Origin of the sequence: Thioalkalicoccus limnaeus (assembly GCF_041197575.1) — a bacterium.
GTDB classification, from domain to species: Bacteria; Pseudomonadota; Gammaproteobacteria; order Chromatiales; family Chromatiaceae; genus Thioalkalicoccus; species Thioalkalicoccus limnaeus.
This window is the reverse complement of sequence record NZ_JBDKXB010000004.1, coordinates 1-17,080: the sequence shown is the minus strand read 5'-3', so window position 1 is coordinate 17,080 and position 17,080 is coordinate 1. Positions and strand designations below refer to the sequence as shown.

Genomic DNA, 17,080 nt, shown 5'->3' with positions numbered 1-17,080 from the left:
CTGAGCAGCCACCGCGAACGACGATAACAAGATAGGGCACCACCATGAGCGAGCATTTCGCCGACACCGGCTTCGTCCCCCTGAAGATCGCGATCCTCACCGTCTCGGACAGCCGCGGCGAGGCCGAGGACACCTCGGGGCATCTGCTCAAAGAACGCGCCGAGGCCGCCGGTCATCAGGTCGTCGCGAAGGCGATCCTGCCCGATGACATCTACCGTCTGCGCGCGATCTTCTCGCAATGGATCGCCGACTCGAGTGTCCAGGTCGTGATCAGTACCGGCGGGACCGGCCTGACCGGCCGCGACAGCACACCCGAGGCCGTCGCGCCGCTGTGCGACAAGCTGATCGACGGGTTCGGCGAGGTCTTTCGGCAAGTCTCGTTCGCCGAGATCGGGACCTCGACGATCCAGTCGCGCGCACTCGGCGGCCTCGCCAATGGGACCCTGATCTTCTGCCTGCCGGGTTCGACCGGGGCCTGCCGCACCGCCTGGGACCAGATCCTCGCGGCGCAACTCGATCACCGCACGAGACCCTGTAACTTCGTGCAACTCTTGCCGCGGTTCCACGAATCATGACCGGGGGCGCGACGACGAACGCGAACGATTGCGGTACGCACCCTGACGCGCCCTGGCCAATCGAGGCGGCGCTGGCTAGGTTGCTCGCGGCCGCCGATCCGATCCAAGAGATCGAGCGGGTGCCGATCGATGACGCGCTCGGCCGCGTGCTCGCCGAGGCGGTCGTCAGTGCGATTCGGGTACCGGGTTGGGACAACAGCGCGATGGACGGCTACGCGCTGCGCACCGCGGACCTAACCGACGTGAACCCGCGCCTGCGCATCTCGCAGCGGATCCCGGCCGGGCGCGTCGGCACGGAGCTCGAACCGGGCACGGCCGCGCGGATCTTCACCGGGGCTCCGGTTCCGCCGGGTGCCGATGCCGTCGTGGTCCAGGAGGCCTGCGTTCCCGACGGCGATGGGGTCGAGATCCACACCCGCCCGCAGCCCGGTGACAACATCCGCCGCGCCGGCGAGGAGATCGAGAGCGGCGCCGCGGCCCTGACCGCCGGCACCCGCCTGGGCCCGCAGCACCTGGGGCTGGCCGCGACCGTCGGCGTCGCCGAACTCGCGGTGCGGCGGCGCCTCACGGTTGCGATCCTGGCCACCGGGGATGAGCTCGCCGCGCCCGGCCAGCCGCTGGCACCGGGTCAGATCTACAACTCCAACCGGCACCTGCTGCGCGCACTGCTGACGACCCTCGGCTGCGAGATCCTCGATCTCGGCGTCGTCGGTGACACCTTGCCCGCGACCGAGGCCGCGCTCGCCGAAGCGGCCGCATCCGCCGACCTGATCCTGACCAGCGGCGGGGTCTCGGTCGGTGAAGAAGACCATGTGAAGCCGGCCGTGGCCCGGCTCGGCCGGGTCGATCTCTGGAAGCTCGCGATCCGCCCCGGCAAGCCGCTCCTGTTCGGCCAGGTCGGCACCACGCCGGTGATCGGCAGCCCCGGCAACCCGGTCGCGCTGTTCGTCGTCTTCGTGCTGCTGATTCGCCCCTTCATCCTGCACCGACAAGGCATGCTCGGCGAGGTCACGGCGCCGACATGGTGGGGTCGCGCCGATTTCGACTGGCCGCGGCCCGACAAGAAACGGCGCGAGTATGTGCGGGCCCGCATCGACACCGACGAGGGCCTGCCACGTGTGACCTTGTTTCCGCACCGGTCTTCGGCGATGCTCTCATCGGTGGTCTGGGCCAACGGCCTGGCGGTGATCCCCGAGGGGCGCGTCCTCGCGCGTGGCGATCTCGTGCAATACCTGCCGTTCAGCGAGCTACTGACATGATCCGGATCCTGTACTTCGCGAGCCTTCGCGAACGGGTCGGCTGCGCCGACGAGACCTTCGACCCGACGCCGACCCACTCCCTCACGGTCGCCGATCTCGCCGACCGGCTCGCGGCCCGCGGCGGCGCCTGGGCCGAGGCCTTCGCCGCCGACGCGCGCCCGCTGAGCGCCGTCAATCAAGCCATGGCACGCCCGTCGACCCCGATCAGCGACGGCGACGAGGTCGCCTTCTTCCCGCCAGTCACCGGCGGCTGACAGCGAGACCGGTTAGGCACGTCGGCCGCTAAATCAAGGACCTCGGCTGTCGTCGTCGGGCGCAACGCGCTGGCCAATCAACGCGGGTTCGGCAAGGGTTGGCGCGGTCGCCATACGAAGAGCAGGATCGCGGCTACGAAAAAGGCGCCGGCGAGCAATTGCGCGACGGTCTCGGATAACAGCGGTCCGGGGCCGAGGAGCAACAGCAGGGTTCCACACAGCAGCAGGCTCGCGGCGCCGATATTGGCGGCGGCCCGCGCGTGGCCGGCGCGGACCTCGTGGCGCAGCCGGTCGATCTCGGCGGACCGCCATTGCACCGCGAGGCGCTCGCGGGCGAGGCCATCGAGCACCTGGTACGCGAGCAAAGGCACGTCGGGCAGGCGCTCGGACAACGGCGCGAGGTTGCGGCGACTGTGTTCGAGGAACGCCTTCGGGCCGACCCGTTCCTCGATCCAGCGCTCCATGAAGGGCTTGGCCGTGGTCCACAGATCGAGCTGCGGATAGAGCATGCGGCCAAGACCCTCGATGTTCAGCAGCGTCTTCTCGAGCAGCACGAGTTGCGGCTGGATCTCCATGTCGAAGCGGCGTGCGACCTGGAACAGGCGCACTAGGAAATGACCGAACGAGATCTCGGCCAGCGGCTTCTCGAAGATCGGCTCGCTGACGGTGCGGATTGCCGACTCGAATTCCTCGATGCGGGTGTGCGCCGGCACCCAGCCGCTCTCGACGTGCAGCTCGGCAACGCGTCGGTAATCGCGGTGAAAGAAGGCCAGCAAGTTCTCGGCGAGATACCGCTGGTCCTCGGTGCTCAGCGTCCCGACGATGCCGAAGTCGACGGCGATGTAGCGCCCGGACGGCTCGACGAAGATGTTGCCCGGATGCATGTCCGCGTGGAAGAAGTTGTCGCGGAAGACCTGCGTGAAGAAGATCTCGACCCCTCGCTCGCCGAGCAGCCGCATGCTGACGCCCTGCGCCTTCAGCGCCGCGACATCGCTGACCTGGGTGCCGAAGATCTGTTCGATGACCAGCACATTGGCCCGCGTCAGATCCCAGAAAACCTCGGGGACGTAGAGCAGCTCGCTGTTGAGGAAATTGCGTCGCAGCAGTGACGCATTCGCCGCCTCGCGCTGCATGTCCAGTTCGTCGAAGATGGTCCGTTCGTACTCGCGGACCACATCGACCGGACGCAGCCGTCGCCCGTCCTTCCAATAGCGCTGCGCCAGCCCGGCGACCACATAGAGCAGGCTCACATCGCGGCGGATCGTTCGTTCGATGCCGGGTCGCAGCACCTTGACGACGACCGGGCGACCGTCCTCGAGCCGGGCGGTATGGACCTGCGCGATCGAGGCCGACGCCAGCGGGATCTCGTCGAATTCGTCGAGGACCGTCTCGATCGGCCGCCCCCAGGCCTGCTCGATGATCGCGCGCGCGTCGCGGCCCGGGAACGGCGGCACCCGATCCTGGAGTCGCGCGAGTTCGTTCGCCAGGTCATCGGGCAGCAGATCGCGGCGCGTCGACAGGATCTGGCCGAACTTGACGAAGATGGGCCCGAGATCCTCGAGGGCGCGACGGATCCGCTCCGGGTACGGCGGCAACGGGCCGCGAAACCAGTACCATGGCGATAGGTAGAGTACGAACCGCAGCGGCCGGAAGACGGGAATCGTCAGGACCACCTCGTCGAGCCCGTGCCGCAGCAGGATGCGATTGATGTGGATCAGACGCAGCGCCTGGCCGATCGGCGTCATCATGGGGCGTCGGCCTCAGTAGTCGCGGCCGAGCCGCTCGACGCGGGCGGCGAGCCGCTCGACATCGTCACGCAGCGTATCGACCTCGGCAATGAAGGCGCGCACCTCGTAGTCGGTCGGTACCAACCGGGCCTCCTCCTGCAGATACTCGCGCAGATCCCGGATCAGCGTGTCGCCGGAGCGCTGCCCCCAATCGCCGGCGGCACGCGCGGTCTCGCCGATCTGGTGCGCGAGCGAATCCCCGATCAGATGCGCCAGCTGCTCCTCCCAATCGATGTCGAGCTCGGCGATGAACTGGCCGAATTGCTGTGCCAGCGCCGTGTCGCCGTCGACCTCGACATCGCCGGTGAAAAGGGAATCCGTGCGTCGTTCGGTCAGACCGATCCGCGCCAATGCCAAGGGCGTCCCACGCAGCGTGCAATCGGGTGCCGCATCGTAGGCGCCGAACAGTTGCAGCCGGTCGACACCCGGCAACAGATAGAAGCGGGTACCGAACCCGCTGAATTCGATCAGGATCACGCGCCCCTGCAGCGCCGCGAGCCGGCGCGCGCCCTCGGGGTCGAGCGCGATGACCTGGTTCAATGCGCGCTCGACCAGGGCCAGCGCGGCGTCCGGGATCGGGATACCGGTGGTCACAGCTTGTAACCTCGATGGATGGCGACGATGCCGCCCGACAGGTTGAAGAAATCGCAGCGCTCGAAACCGCTCTGTTCCATCATCGCGCGCAGCGTTTCCTGGTCCGGGTGCATGCGGATCGACTCGGCCAGATAGCGATAGCTGTCGGCGTCCTTGACGATGAACTTGCCAAGCGCTGGCAGGACCGTGAACGAATACAGGTCGTAAACGCGGCGCAACGGCGCCGCCACCGGCTGCGAAAACTCGAGGATCAAGGCCCGCCCGCCCGGGCGCAACACCCGGAACATCTCGTCGAGCGCGTGCTGCTTATGGGTGACGTTGCGCAGCCCGAACGCGATCGTCACGCAGTCGAAGTGATCGGAGACGAACGGCAAGGTCTCGGCGTTGGCCAGCGCGTAGTACAGGTTGCCGACCAGCCCCGAGTCAGTCAGTCGGTCGCGCCCGCGCCCGAGCATCGCGGCATTGATATCGGTGAAGACGACCTGGCCATCCGCGCCGACGATCCCGGCAAAACGTTCGCAGAGATCCCCGGTCCCGGCCGCCAGATCCAGCACCCGCTGACCGCGGCGCAGCCCGGCCAATTCGACGGCCTGGCGTTTCCACAGCCGATGGATACCGAGCGACATCAGATCGTTCATCAGATCATAGCGGTCGGCGACCGAGTCGAACACGGCACGGACCCGGCTGGCCTTCTCGTGGACGGGTACCTGCTGATAGCCGAAATGGGTCGTCGTTTTCTCGTCGCTCATGCATCGTCTCCGGTGACCAGGGCGCTATTCTACATCATCGGCGTCGCCAGAGGAGACGCCCCGGCTTGGTGCCTGGGGGAACGCTGGTCCCGCACCAAGTGGTCCGAGATAGAACAACCCACCCTGACGCTCGTCGAGTCGCGAGACGGATCTTTCCGTTCACCCTACCTTCCGCCGACGCCCACGTCCCAGCGGCCCTACGACGGCGATTCCTGCCGCCATCACCAAGCCCGGGTGACACGGATCCAGAAACGAACCTATGCGGTCATCGTTGTCCAGCCATCCGTCGACCGGCACGACGAACAGCTGAACGATCGGCGTGGACGGCATCAGAGCGCCTGGATTGCTCTCCCTTCCGGGGATGCTTCGGCTCGCGCTTCACTGACATAGGCGCCCCAACGCTGCCTTCCCGTTTCTGACGGACTCTGCCTCGCGCAACGACGACAGCCCTCGCCATGAATCCACGCCGGCCGACCCGCTCCAGAATGGTTACCGACGAACGGCAACTCTCGTCGGATCAGCCGACCGTCCTTACCTCGTCTTTCGCCAAACTTTTGCGGTACAAAGGATAACCCGTCGGATTCCGGTCGTCGAACACGCTCTGCAGCTTGGCGGTTGACATCGGGTCTGGTACGCGACGGGAGCGTCCTCGATGCGCCGAGAAAAAGGCCTGGAGCGGGGCGTTTTACTTCCAAAACTCGTGGGTCGAACAGGGAGAACCTAGACCATGCATGTAGATAACCACACCAGGCCGCAGCGCATGCGCCACGGCGTGCTGGCAGCGGCGGCCGTGTTGTCGTTGCTGTCGATGTCGTTCGCCGGGCACGCCGTCGATGGCCCTCCGGATCAGGGCGATGTGCCCGAGCCATTCGAATGGTTCGAAGAGTCGCTCGATGGTGCGTTCGCGGAGGACTTCGACGCAGCGCAGCGCCACCAGGCGTTGCTGGATCAGGCCCACGAACACGGCCGCGCCCCAGTCATCGTCAGGCTGAAGGTCGAGACCCGGCCCGAGGGGGCACTGGAGGCGGCCGAGGTGAGCGCGCAGCGCGAGCGCCTCGCCTCGGCGCAGGATAGGGTGTTGGGCCGGTTGTCCTCGATGGCCTTCTCGGAGCCGGAAGAGGTGGCCGTGAAGCGCTTCGAGGTGACACCAGCCTTTGCCATGGCGGCCACGGCGCAGGACATCGCCGAGCTGCTGGAGGATCCCGAGGTATTGGATGTCGTCGAGGACCGCGCCTATCCGCCGGCCCTCGCGGACAGCGTGCCATTGATCGGCGGGGAAGCGGACGACTCGTTTCGTGGCCGCACCGGATCCGGGTGGACCATCGCGATCCTCGACACCGGCGTCATGAAGAATCACCCGTTCCTGAGCGGCAAGGTCGTCTCCGAGGCCTGTTATTCGTCGAACGTGGCCGCTCAAGGCGTGACCTCTCTATGCCCGGGCGGGGCAACCTCCTCGACGGCTCCGGATTCCGGGCTGGATTGCCCGACGACCGTCGCTGGCTGTGGTCACGGCACGCACGTCGCAGGCATCGCCGCCGGAAAGGGAACGGCCTTCTCCGGCGTGGCCAGCGACGCGAATCTGATTGCCATCCAGGTCTTTTCGCAGTTCAGCGGTTCGGCTTGCATCAATAGTGGCTACACGTCACCGTGCGTGTTCGCGTTTACAAGTGACATAATCCTGGGTTTAGAGCGCGTCTATGCGCTGCGCAACACCTATCAGATCGCCTCGGCCAATATGACTCTCGGCGGCGGTCAATACACCGCGCCGTGCGACGCCGAGCCTTATAAGCCAATCATCGACAATCTGCGCAATGCACGAATCGCCACAGTGGTGGCGAGTGGAAACAACGGCTTCACAGGCGCGCTAAGCGCGCCGGCATGCGTCTCGACGGCCGTCAGTGTCGGCAGCACGACCAAAACCGATGTCGTGTCATCCTTTTCGAATAGCGCGTCCTTTCTCGACCTTTTGGCGCCGGGAAGCAGCATCAACTCATCAGTCCCGGGAGACACGTACAGCGTCTTTTCAGGGACATCGATGGCGGCCCCGCACGTGGCCGGTGCGTGGGCCGTGCTCAGGGAAGTCAACCCGGACGCCGGCGTGGCCGAGATACTCGACAGCCTCGAGACAACGGGCAAGTCGATCACTGATTCCCGTTCCGGGGCCGGCAATCGGGTCAAACCACGCATTCAACTCGCTGATGCCGTGGATCAACTCGACGAAGGTGGAGTTCCGGGCAAACCGACGCAGGTGTCCCCGACCGGCACGATCACGACGAATCGGCCGGCCTATATGTGGAACCCGGCCAGCGGCGCGACACACTATTACCTCTATGTCCAAGACGCGACCGGCGTCCGAATCAACCAATGGTTCAGTGCCAGCGCGGCCGGGTGCGCGAACGGGACCGGAACTTGCTCGGTCACACCGGCGGTGTCGCTGGCAACGGGCAATGCTAGCTGGTGGGTCCTCGGCTGGAACACGGCCGGTTTCGGACCCTGGAGTGACGGCATGGCCTTCACCGTGAGCAGCGGTCAAGTTGCTCCAGACAAGCCAGTACAGGTGTCCCCGACCGGCACGATCACGACGAATCGGCCGGCCTATATGTGGAACCCGGCCAGCGGCGCGGCACACTACTACCTCTATGTCCAAGACGCGACCGGCGTCCGAATCAACCAATGGTTCAGTGCCAGCGCGGCCGGGTGCGCGAACGGGACCGGAACTTGCTCGGTCACACCGCCGGTGTCGCTGGCAACGGGCAATGCTAGCTGGTGGGTCCTCGGCTGGAACACGGCCGGTTTCGGACCCTGGAGTGACGGCATGGCATTCACCGTGAGCAGCGGTCAAGTTGCTCCAGACAAGCCAGTACAGGTGTCCCCGACCGGCACGATCACTTCGAATCAGCCGGCCTATATGTGGAACGCGGCCAGCGGCGCGACACACTATTACCTCTATGTCCAAGACGCGACCGGCGTCCGAATCAACCAATGGTTCAGTGCCAGCGCGGCCGGGTGCGCGAACGGGACCGGAACTTGCTCGGTCGCACCGGCGGTGTCACTGGCAACTGGCAATGCGAGCTGGTGGGTCCTCGGCTGGAACACGGCCGGTTTCGGACCCTGGAGTGACGGCATGGCGTTCGTCGTATCGGCGGCGACGGGCGGGTTCGATGAACAGTTCAACGATGGGAACGCGAGCAATTGGACCCAGCACTCGGGGACTTGGGCGGTTGTTGACAACGAGTACTACTACACCACGGGCGTTAGCAACCAATGGGCAGTATCCACCTATAACGCGGAGTATGATGATCTGGACTATTCGGCTCGTGTGCGGCGGTTTTCGGCTGACAACGAGTCTTCGAATTCCCTCATCATCCGCGCGAGTGGTGCCACCCTGAGCGACGGCCTTCCGGCCGAAGGGTACCTTTTCAGTTACACCCGGAGCGGGAATTTCAGCGTTCGGAAGCGGGTCGACGGGCAGGTCACAATCGTGGTCCCGTTGCAGGCGTCAACGGCTATCGACACGGGAGAGGCCTTCAATACCCTTCGCGTCGTGGCGATCGGAGACCAGCTCGCCTTTTACATCAATGGCACCAAGGTCTGGGAAGGGTCCGACAATTCATTGACCAGTGGCCGGGTCGGTGTCGGGGTCTCGAGAAACCCGGAGTCGACCGGCGACGAGTTCTTCGTCGACTGGGCGACCCTGAGCGAAAACCCCGCCGGCTAACCGGTCACAACACCGCAAGCCCAACGGCCGGCACAACCTTGCCCGGTACCGAAAGCGCCGTCGCGCGGTGAGGGCGCACTAAGCCCTGTTCAGAAGGACGCGTCCGGACACCGCCCCCCGCGGCGTTCGGACGCAGCAACTCGCCGAGGGTTGGTGTGCTTTGGCGGTCCATTCGGGGAGCAGCGTGAATGGTGTTTTCGCGATGGGTTTCGCATCACGAAGCAGCGGCCTGGCTCTTGGCCGGCTTCTTGTTTGGCGGTGTCTCTTGGGCAAGCGCAGCACCAACATTCTCTGCGTCTCTGCTACCAGATGTCTTCGATGCGCCATCGAGTCTTATGTCCTGGACACCCGATGAGCCCTGCAAATCAGACTCCTTGACCATGAGCCGCGAATCGAAGGTGACCGTCCCCCCGGAGTTGATCGAACGCGCAATAGAAGCGGGGCGTCTGCCCGTTATCGTGCGACTGCGACCCTTCACCCCGCCTCCCGGCGCGACGGATTCCGCAACCGACATGGATCGACAGGGGCTGTTCGACGGCGTGGTAGCGCGAGTGACCGAGAGGCTCCTCGAGTTTGGCCACAGTTCCTCCGCCGAGTTGGCGACGAAACCCCTACTGAGCGTTCCAGGGGTGGCCCTCCAGGTGACCGCCGACGAGCTTCGGGAGCTTTCCTGCTATCCGGAGGTACTCGCGGTGCACGAGGACGACGTGAGTCCTTTACTCCCGAGAACGCATCCCACCGAAGACGGCCCCTCGCGTCCCTGATGGCGCGTGACATTTGTGGCATCGGCCTCTGCTGGAAATTGCGCGGCGGATGAGAAACAGCGCCCTCTAGCTGCCGCCTGCGGGGCGACAGTGTGTCACGGGTGCAGCATCGTCGCTCGCTTCATCGGCACTTCTCGGTCGTGTTCCAGCACCCCGCGCCACCGGTATGTGTCCGGTCAACGCGGCCATAGGCGCCGCAGCGCCCTCGCGAGGCGTTCGCGCAGCCGCATCCGGGCGACCTCGAGCTGCGACCGGAGCGACTCGATCATCTCCGCTTGGGCGGCGATCACGGCAAGCCGCTCGGCGAGCAACCCTTCGGCCTGGACACGCGCCCGCTGAACATCGGCCAGGCTTCGGTCCCGTTCGGCGAGACTTCGGTCCCGTTCGGCGATCAGGTCTCGGGCTTGGTGGAAGGCCTCTATGTAACCCGATGCATGGTCGAGCTCAGCGCGCAGACGCTGGACGTCCCGCTCGAGGTTCTCTCGGTCCGCCCGCATTCGACTCGACCAGCCGGCCGTGTCGGCGACTTGGGCCTGAACGATGAATTGGTAGGTCTGCGCGTCTGGCTCCCGCGCCAAGGCCTCGCGGACCGCCTCCGGCAACCGATACCAGGCGTGCGCGAACTCGCTCGCCGCTGCCGATAGCCGGTTGCGCTCCCAGATCAGCGGGACGAAGCCGGTCGTTAGCAGCAGATCCTCGACATCGCGGCGCGCGAAGAACCGCAGGTGCGTGCGATCCAGCAGGCCTTGCTCGGTATAGGGGAAACGTCCCTGCAGCAACTGGGCGACGACGGCGCCATGCGCGACGTTCGGGATCGATACGACCAGTACACCGCCGTCGTCGATCAGGGGGCGAACGCGGCGCAAGCAGGCCCACGGATCCGTCAGGTGCTCGAGGACATCGGCGGCGATCACGGCTTCGAACCTTTGCCCACCCAGTGATTCGTCGAAGTCGAGGTGGTCAAGATCGGCAAGGATCAACCGCTCGCAGAAAGGCCGCGCCAGTTCGGCAAGACCGGGGTCGTACTCGATCGCCGTCACGGCGGCGCCACGTTCGTGCAAGACTCTGGTCATCACCCCCGGACCCGGTCCGAGCTCGAGGATCCGCTGCGCTGGACCGATCAGCCGGAGCACCTTGCTCGCGGTAGTGTCCTCCCCCGGGTCGAAGGCGTAGCTGTAGCGCGGCGGATTGAGATCGTCGGGAGCCGGACACTTGTCGGGATCCATGCGCCCGCCCCGGATTAGCCGCTAGGCCCGGACCGCTGCCCCGCGCGACGCCGACTGCGCAGCCAAGCGACCAAGCCATTCAAGCCGGACGGCTCGAAACCGCGACGGTAGCGGATCGCCCGGGCCGGCACCCCGGCGAACACCGCGAAGTCGGGCACCGACCGGGTGACGACGGCACCGGCGCCGACGACGGCGCCGCGCCCAATCGAAACGCCCGGCAGCAGCGTCGCCCCGGCGCCGATCCAGGCGCCGCACCCGATGGCGATCGGGCCGTAGGTCAAGGGGGCGCGGGCGATAACCGGCTCGCCATCGTCGATCTCATGGCCGGCGGAGAGCAGCCGGGCATGCGGGCCGATCAGGCAGTCATCGCCGATCGTCAGACCGCCCTCGCCGGACAGGTAGGCCGCGACATTGACATGCACGCGGTCGCCGATCGCCAGGCCTGTGTGTCGGTACTGGCCGGGGTCGCCGATGACTAGGCGCACGGCCGTATACAAGGTGCAATCCGAGCCGATCTCGATCCCGCGCCCACCAGGCCCAAAACGAAGCACGGACACATCCGGCGCGATCCGTGTGCGCTCCCCGACCTTGTCGATGCCGGGGTGAACGCGAACTGGTTCGGGCACGCCGAGCACCGTCATCGCCGAACTGGCGGAGCGGTCACGGGCCGCAGCGCCGAGACCGTCTCCTCGTTGACCTCGACACGGTAACGGGCGAACAGCTCAGAGCGGGTCTCGGCCAGGGCCCGGGCGCGGCATGTGGCGAGCAGTTCGCGCTCTATGGCGGACCGCGCCGCCGGCCAGCTCGGCAGGATAGGCTCTCGGCGGTCCGTGACCTGGAGCAGCGACAGATAGCCGTCCGAGTCGATCGGGCCGAGCAAGGCACCGACCGGGGCCTCGGCCAGTGCTTGTTCCAACGGGTCGGTCCGCTGCCGGACGGGGGCAAGCTTCACGAAACCGAGATCGCCCTGCCTCAGCAGCTCGTCGGTCGAGTCTCCTACCAGCGTGTCCAGGAGCATCGCGAAGTCCAGCTCGCCGCGCCGTATCTGCTCGGCGGCCTCGGCGAGATACGCGTTCGCAGCGCGGCCCTCGATCGGTGTCGCTCGCGACCACAGCAGTCGCGACACCCGCACGAACGGCGGCGTGGCGAAGCGCGCTGGATCGGCCTCGAACGCCGCCCGCGCCTCCTCCTCGGAGGGCGGCGAACAGCGTGGCACCAGTCGCGCGCGCGACTCGAAGTAGAACGCATCCTGGCCGGCCTCGACGCCGGATGGCATCGGAAGCGCTAAGCGCTCGCCCTCACGGCGAAAGACCATCGCATCGATGAACTCGTCGACCAACTGACGCAGCCCCTCGCCAGTGGTCAGATGCACGCGCAACGGGGGCCGCGCGGCGACGAAGGCCCGTAGATCGGACAGCCGGTAAGGCTCGTCAAGAATCGTGACGATCGTGGGATCCTCCGCCGTCGCTGTGTCAGCCGCGGCATCGATTGACGGAGCCGCCAACAACAGCAGACCGACCAGGATCAGCCAGGCGGCGCGTCGAACCAAAACGAACGGGGGGCTCGTCATGGCGCCTGGACTATACCGAGCGGCTCAGCTCGCTCCCACAAGGGCCCGAAGTGGATGATCACGCCGCTCCGTGCCGAGCCGTAGACGACCAAATCCTCCTCGCCGTCACCATCGACATCGAAGAGTTCGATCGGCGAGGGCAGGCTACCGGCCGGCAAGGTCCGTTTCTCCCACTCCGCCCCTACCGCGCGAGCTAATATGACCCGCCCTTCCTCGGCCAGCAGGATCGTGCCATCGGCAAGGATCGCGGCCGCAACGTAACCAAGGGCACCTACCGGTGGAAGCTTCGCCACCTCGAGCCCACCATCCGACCGTGGTGTCAACAGTTCCGCCGCGCCGATTTCGACCGCGATTGCGACCAGATCGGGGCGCCCGTCGCCACTGAGATCGCGCGCGGCGAGATGGCGAGGCGTGACCCCGGAAACCCCATGAACCGCCTCGACCTCGAACCGCCTCGCCCCCAGGTTGCGTGCCAGCCGTACCACTCCGGTATCCAATTCGGCCCACAATAGATCCGGGCGACCATCGCCATCCCAGTCGACGATCTGCGGATGCCACGGCGATCGGCCCGCCGGCAAGGACTGGGCATCCGACAGACCGATCCCGCCTTGCCCCCACAGCAGCGCGAGTTCTTCGCCCCCATAGGGTGCGAGCACGAGGTCGGGAAGGCCATCGCCATCGAAATCGGCCACGACGAGGTCGCGTGCCGGAAGCGGACCTTCGGCCTCGCCCTCCAGGCGCATCCTGCCATCGTCGATACGCCAGAACTGGTACATGCGGGTTCCCTCGACCGCAACGACAAACCGATCGCTATCCCAAACGGCGACGCCATCTGGATGATAGCCGGTCGGAAAGCGCCCGATCAGCGTGGCTTTTCGATCGCCGTCGATGCGCCAGACTCCGAACTCGTCTACGTCATGCAGCGCGGTACCGAGCCATGTGCCATCGTCGCGTCGGATCAGGGCACCACCCCAGACGCTCAGTTCCGGCGCCAACATCAGGCTGGTCGGCGGATCCTCGGCACTGTCGTCCACCCGCTCAGCGGTACAGCCCGCGGCGAGGGTCAGGACGATGGGCGCAACCCACGCCAGAGGCTTGATCAAGTGTCTCATCTAAAACGGGGCTCACGGCCGAAGTATTCGCGGCGCGGTGTCTCGGTCCGCGTAAACATTGGATGCCAAAGCGCAAAAGCACCCTACCGGGTGCTTTTGCGTTATCCCCACGCCGCGCCCGCCCTCAAAGGGCGAACAGCATATCGCGATTAAGGCGCCGGCGGTGGTGGCGGCGGGGGCGGTGTCGGCCCACCGTTCTGCTGCGCACCGTAATGCGGGTTCAGCACGGTCTGCGTGGCTGGGAAGCTCGTACCGCGGATGGCCGTGTAACTGACGAAATCACCGACGTCCGTCCCCGCGGTAACGAAACGAATGTAACCGCTGAGGAAGTTAGCTGGACGACCGAGGATGTCCTGCGGGTCGACGAAGCACAGCTCATCGAACTCGCAGATGAAGTTCACCGACTGGCGGTTCTGGTTGTCGTCGAACATGTTGACGGTGAACCGGTCATCGAGGCCCCCGGTCGACCAAAGAAGGACGGAAGACTCGAAGTCGCCAGGGATCTCATAGCGCATATCGACGGTACTGCCAGCCGGCGCGCCAGATGCCAAACTTACCAGCGAGTCCTCGTCAAGCGTGGTCAGATTGGCACCTGCCTCAAGGTCAGCGTCGTTGATCGGAAAAGTCGGGATGAAGATGGCGTCATTATTGAACGCATCGGCTTGGAAGGCGGCCGCCGAGATCAGATCCTGCCCTTCACGGGGAGTTGGATCCGTTGCGCTGGCACCAACCATGAAGACGAGATAGCCGCGCTGGTTTTCGAGCCCAACACCGGACACCTCAGACCAAACAACGCGCTGCATGTCGTTCTCGGTCATCCGGAATTGGCCATCGACCAAGTGGACCGAGTCTTCGTCGAAAAAGGTCCAATAGACCCATACAGGACTCTGCGCGTGATTGGTCAGCATGATCGCGGTGGTGTCCGCACCGCCGTTATGGATGACGTTGGGCACCAAGACACCATCGTCCGGTACGGCTACCGTATAAGCGTGCACTGCACCGACGCCGAGTGCGGCGGACACAGCCACTGCCAGGCCAAGTTTTTTCATTGGGAAACTCCTTGTTGACGAAATTATCACGGGTTCTAACCCAGGATCAAGAGTCGGTCACTAGGATAATCCAAGGGGACGCCTGATACCAAGTCCTGTTGCGCCACAGCCCCACTTGGGATTGCTTCAGCCATTGGCAAGCAGCAACTTCCACGGCTGCTTGTACTATAGCGGGCCTCCACGTTCTTGACAAGGGACGTGAAAAAAAAAATGCTACAGTGCATCATGATTACAACATTTCTCGCGAGACCGAAGCGGATCACCGCCAAAACGACCCGCGCTGCGGCCGGTGATACCAAGCGCCATCGATCAGCACCCAATCGCTCCACGCCTCGGCTTCGATCGGGTCCCTCGTGCCCAGCATCGGCAGGCGATAGGCCAGCGCAACCAGCACCTCGGCCCGATCTTCGGCGACCAAGCGCACATCAAGGACCTCCGCGCGGCTGTATTGGAGACCGCCGCGGCTGGTCAGATACCCCTGAAGATCCGCCGCCGACTCGGTCGACAGGGCCTCGTATCGGTAGGCCGTGATGTAATCGCCGACCAGCATCGCCGCCCAATAGGCCTCGGCCCGCTCACGCGCCGCTTGCTCCGGTGGCAACGCCGGCGTGCAGGCACCGAGCGACAATGCCCCGAGCAAGAACGTCATCCAGGCTAAGGGAAAACACCGATGCACGCAAGCCGCGGGTGTGCTGTCGATCACAGTTTCGATCCTCGTCGCGCCGCGAGCACCGGCTTGGCACAGCCGAGCCCCGGCAAATGGAACATTATTTCATATCTTCCCACGTCAAAGACAGCCCATCGTCGAAATCGATCGCCGGCGCCCAGTCCAACGCCGCCCGCGCGCGCTCGATATCGAGCACGATCGCCGGGATGTCGAAGCCGCGCGCCGGCCGAAACACAAGCCGCGCTTGGCGCCCGGCGAGCGCCTCGAGCCGCGCGACGATCTCGCGCAGGCTGTGGCCCGTGCCGGAGCCGATATTGAAAACGCGGTGTGGCCCCAGGTACCCGGCCGCGGCAACGAAGGCGCGGGCGACGTCGTCGACATGGACATAGTCGCGCACGATCTCGCCGTCGCCCCAGATTTCGATCGTCTGGTCGCGCCGCAGTTGGCGGATGAAGACCGGGATCGCGCCCTGTTCCCGGTCATAGTGACGCGGGCCGTAGGGGTTGCCGATCCGCAGCGCGATCGTCGGCAGGCCGTGCTGGCGCTCGATGAGGTCGGCGTAGCCTTCGATCATCAGTTTGGTCAGGCCGTAGGAGACGATCGGATGGGTGGGGTGGTCTTCGCGCACCGGCAGCGCCCGCGGTGGGCCATACACGGTGCCGCCGGACGACGCGAACAGGACCCGTTCGACCCCTTGCGCGACCGCAGCCTCGAGCAGATGGATGCTGCCCACGACGTTCGATTGGACATCGAAGGCCATGTTCGCATTCGAGCTGGCCGGCTTGGTCGTACCAACCAGGTGGAACACCCAGTCGATGCCAGCCAGTGTGTGCCGCACCGCGACCTCGTCGAGGAAATCCAGCGTCTGACAGACGAGGCGTGGGTGCGGCGCCAAGGCATAGAAATCCCGGACGCAATCGGCCGCGGTCACCGCGTGGCCCGCCGCAAGTAGTTCACGTGTGACGGCACTGCCGATGAAGCCGTTCGCGCCGAGGACCAGTGCCCGTTTCATCAGACGGCCTCCGGTGTCCACAGGTAGTCGAAGATCGCCCATTGCCACCATTGCTCGGGCTGGGCGACGACGTCGCGTTCCAGTTCGGCGACCGCTTCGGTCATCGCGCGTGACGGATCGGCATCGAGCGCGCACAAGCGCCCGCGCAGACGATAACCGTCCTCGTGCACCGCGCCGTAGACGATCCGAGCGCCGGTGCGCGCCGCCAGCCGCGGGATACCGGTCGCCAGCCGCAGCTCGCCGCCGAGGAACGGGTAGCGCTCGCGCGTGACCGGGTGCGCGAGGTGGGCATCCATCAGGATGATCCAGATCTCACCGCGCCGCAACCCCTCGTACACGCGCTTTAGCGAGTCGCCGACTGCGACCCAGTCTCCGCCGATGAAGGCCCGCAGGCGCGCGACCTTGGTCCCGAGATAGCGGCGCATCGCCGGCGCCAGATCCGGATTGCGCGCATCGATCGGTATCGTCAGCATATTGAGCCGAAGGCCGGCCGCGCCGAGCGCGGCCAGCAGCATGATCAGCCGACCATAGTGGGCCATCGTCAGGATCACTCCGCGGCCATCTGCGCGGGCGTCGAACAGCGGACTCGGGTCCTCGATCCTGACCAGGTCGGCGATCCGCCCGCCGGTCAGCCGCGGCAGACGGAAGACGTCGAGGGCCTCGCGCGCCATCATCGCCAACCAGGCGCGCTCGAGGTCAGCGAGCCGCGGCGCATCGCCGGCCAACTCGGGCCAGGCTCGCAAC

General features: G+C 65.7%; 16 protein-coding genes. 5 read left to right on the top strand and 11 right to left on the bottom strand.

The genetic code is table 11. The annotated features are described in order from the left end of the window. The first annotated feature begins 44 nt into the window (after positions 1 to 44). The 3 genes from moaB to moaD are packed head-to-tail and all read left to right on the top strand — an operon-like array spanning position 45 to position 2,088. A complete protein-coding gene (gene moaB / locus ABC977_RS04325) occupies positions 45 to 575 on the top strand; it encodes a molybdenum cofactor biosynthesis protein B (RefSeq protein ID WP_369666015.1) in 531 nt (176 codons plus the stop codon). Next, the gene (locus ABC977_RS04320; RefSeq protein WP_369666014.1) at positions 572 to 1,834 is read left to right on the top strand and encodes a molybdopterin molybdotransferase MoeA; all 1,263 of its coding nucleotides are present in this window, start codon (positions 572 to 574) and stop codon (positions 1,832 to 1,834) included. Before moaB ends, ABC977_RS04320 begins: the two co-directional genes overlap by 4 nt. Then, positions 1,831 to 2,088 carry a molybdopterin converting factor subunit 1 gene (moaD, locus tag ABC977_RS04315; RefSeq protein WP_369666013.1) on the top strand — a complete coding sequence of 86 codons (258 nt, stop codon included), beginning with the start codon at positions 1,831 to 1,833 and terminating at the stop codon, positions 2,086 to 2,088. Before ABC977_RS04320 ends, moaD begins: the two co-directional genes overlap by 4 nt. A 77-nt stretch (positions 2,089 to 2,165) precedes the next feature. Here moaD and ubiB read toward each other — a convergent pair whose 3' ends face one another. Genes ubiB through ubiE form a run of 3 tightly spaced genes read right to left on the bottom strand, consistent with a single transcriptional unit; the run spans position 2,166 to position 5,218 of the window. Then, positions 2,166 to 3,833, bottom strand: a complete 1,668-nt coding sequence (gene ubiB / locus ABC977_RS04310) for a ubiquinone biosynthesis regulatory protein kinase UbiB (protein WP_439849158.1) — start codon at positions 3,831 to 3,833, stop codon at positions 2,166 to 2,168. A gap of 15 nt (positions 3,834 to 3,848) precedes the next feature. Next, entirely contained in the window at positions 3,849 to 4,469 is a 621-nt protein-coding gene (locus ABC977_RS04305) for a ubiquinone biosynthesis accessory factor UbiJ (RefSeq protein ID WP_369666011.1), read from the bottom strand. Next, a complete protein-coding gene (ubiE, locus tag ABC977_RS04300) occupies positions 4,466 to 5,218 on the bottom strand; it encodes a bifunctional demethylmenaquinone methyltransferase/2-methoxy-6-polyprenyl-1,4-benzoquinol methylase UbiE (RefSeq protein ID WP_369666010.1) in 753 nt (250 codons plus the stop codon). Before ubiE ends, ABC977_RS04305 begins: the two co-directional genes overlap by 4 nt. A 727-nt stretch (positions 5,219 to 5,945) precedes the next feature. On the opposite strand from ubiE, the gene ABC977_RS04295 reads away from it, so the two are divergent. Both ABC977_RS04295 and ABC977_RS04290 read left to right on the top strand, forming a co-directional pair. Further along, positions 5,946 to 8,936 carry a S8 family serine peptidase gene (locus tag ABC977_RS04295; protein WP_369666009.1) on the top strand — a complete coding sequence of 997 codons (2,991 nt, stop codon included), beginning with the start codon at positions 5,946 to 5,948 and terminating at the stop codon, positions 8,934 to 8,936. 380 nt (positions 8,937 to 9,316) lie between these two features. Next, positions 9,317 to 9,700: a hypothetical protein gene (locus tag ABC977_RS04290; RefSeq protein WP_369666008.1), complete on the top strand. Its 384-nt coding sequence runs from the start codon at positions 9,317 to 9,319 to the stop codon at positions 9,698 to 9,700. Positions 9,701 to 9,876: 176 nt separating this feature from the next. Here ABC977_RS04290 and ABC977_RS04285 read toward each other — a convergent pair whose 3' ends face one another. From ABC977_RS04285 to ABC977_RS04250, 8 genes are all read right to left on the bottom strand, one after another. Beyond that, positions 9,877 to 10,926, bottom strand: coding sequence for a methyltransferase domain-containing protein (locus ABC977_RS04285; protein ID WP_369666007.1), 1,050 nt, complete (start codon positions 10,924 to 10,926; stop codon positions 9,877 to 9,879). 14 nt (positions 10,927 to 10,940) lie between these two features. Continuing rightward, the gene (locus ABC977_RS04280; RefSeq protein ID WP_369666006.1) at positions 10,941 to 11,552 is read right to left on the bottom strand and encodes an acyltransferase; all 612 of its coding nucleotides are present in this window, start codon (positions 11,550 to 11,552) and stop codon (positions 10,941 to 10,943) included. 11 nt (positions 11,553 to 11,563) lie between these two features. Next, complete coding sequence (locus ABC977_RS04275; RefSeq protein WP_369666005.1) at positions 11,564 to 12,496, bottom strand: peptidylprolyl isomerase; 933 nt, start codon at positions 12,494 to 12,496, stop codon at positions 11,564 to 11,566. Beyond that, complete coding sequence (locus ABC977_RS04270; RefSeq protein ID WP_369666004.1) at positions 12,493 to 13,608, bottom strand: FG-GAP repeat domain-containing protein; 1,116 nt, start codon at positions 13,606 to 13,608, stop codon at positions 12,493 to 12,495. The genes ABC977_RS04275 and ABC977_RS04270 overlap by 4 nt, the downstream gene beginning before the upstream one ends. Before the next feature lie 149 nt (positions 13,609 to 13,757). Further along, entirely contained in the window at positions 13,758 to 14,657 is a 900-nt protein-coding gene (locus tag ABC977_RS04265; protein WP_369666003.1) for a hypothetical protein, read from the bottom strand. Between the two features lie 259 nt (positions 14,658 to 14,916). Next, complete coding sequence (locus tag ABC977_RS04260) at positions 14,917 to 15,297, bottom strand: hypothetical protein (RefSeq protein WP_369666002.1); 381 nt, start codon at positions 15,295 to 15,297, stop codon at positions 14,917 to 14,919. Positions 15,298 to 15,424: 127 nt separating this feature from the next. Next, complete coding sequence (locus ABC977_RS04255; protein WP_369666001.1) at positions 15,425 to 16,336, bottom strand: NAD-dependent epimerase/dehydratase family protein; 912 nt, start codon at positions 16,334 to 16,336, stop codon at positions 15,425 to 15,427. Then, the coding region (locus ABC977_RS04250) for a lysophospholipid acyltransferase family protein (protein ID WP_369666000.1) at positions 16,336 to 17,080 on the bottom strand (745 nt) is incomplete at its 5' end. The genes ABC977_RS04250 and ABC977_RS04255, both read right to left, overlap by 1 nt.

Coding starts and splice junctions, on each gene's coding strand:
- moaB (WP_369666015.1), top strand. CDS start 45: ATGAGCGAGCATTTCGCCGACACCGGCTTCGTCCCCCTGAAGATCGCG.
- ABC977_RS04320 (WP_369666014.1), top strand. CDS start 572: ATGACCGGGGGCGCGACGACGAACGCGAACGATTGCGGTACGCACCCT.
- moaD (WP_369666013.1), top strand. CDS start 1,831: ATGATCCGGATCCTGTACTTCGCGAGCCTTCGCGAACGGGTCGGCTGC.
- ubiB (WP_439849158.1), bottom strand. CDS start 3,833: ATGACGCCGATCGGCCAGGCGCTGCGTCTGATCCACATCAATCGCATC.
- ubiE (WP_369666010.1), bottom strand. CDS start 5,218: ATGAGCGACGAGAAAACGACGACCCATTTCGGCTATCAGCAGGTACCC.
- ABC977_RS04295 (WP_369666009.1), top strand. CDS start 5,946: ATGCATGTAGATAACCACACCAGGCCGCAGCGCATGCGCCACGGCGTG.
- ABC977_RS04290 (WP_369666008.1), top strand. CDS start 9,317: ATGAGCCGCGAATCGAAGGTGACCGTCCCCCCGGAGTTGATCGAACGC.
- ABC977_RS04285 (WP_369666007.1), bottom strand. CDS start 10,926: ATGGATCCCGACAAGTGTCCGGCTCCCGACGATCTCAATCCGCCGCGC.
- ABC977_RS04275 (WP_369666005.1), bottom strand. CDS start 12,496: ATGACGAGCCCCCCGTTCGTTTTGGTTCGACGCGCCGCCTGGCTGATC.
- ABC977_RS04270 (WP_369666004.1), bottom strand. CDS start 13,608: ATGAGACACTTGATCAAGCCTCTGGCGTGGGTTGCGCCCATCGTCCTG.
- ABC977_RS04265 (WP_369666003.1), bottom strand. CDS start 14,657: ATGAAAAAACTTGGCCTGGCAGTGGCTGTGTCCGCCGCACTCGGCGTC.
- ABC977_RS04255 (WP_369666001.1), bottom strand. CDS start 16,336: ATGAAACGGGCACTGGTCCTCGGCGCGAACGGCTTCATCGGCAGTGCC.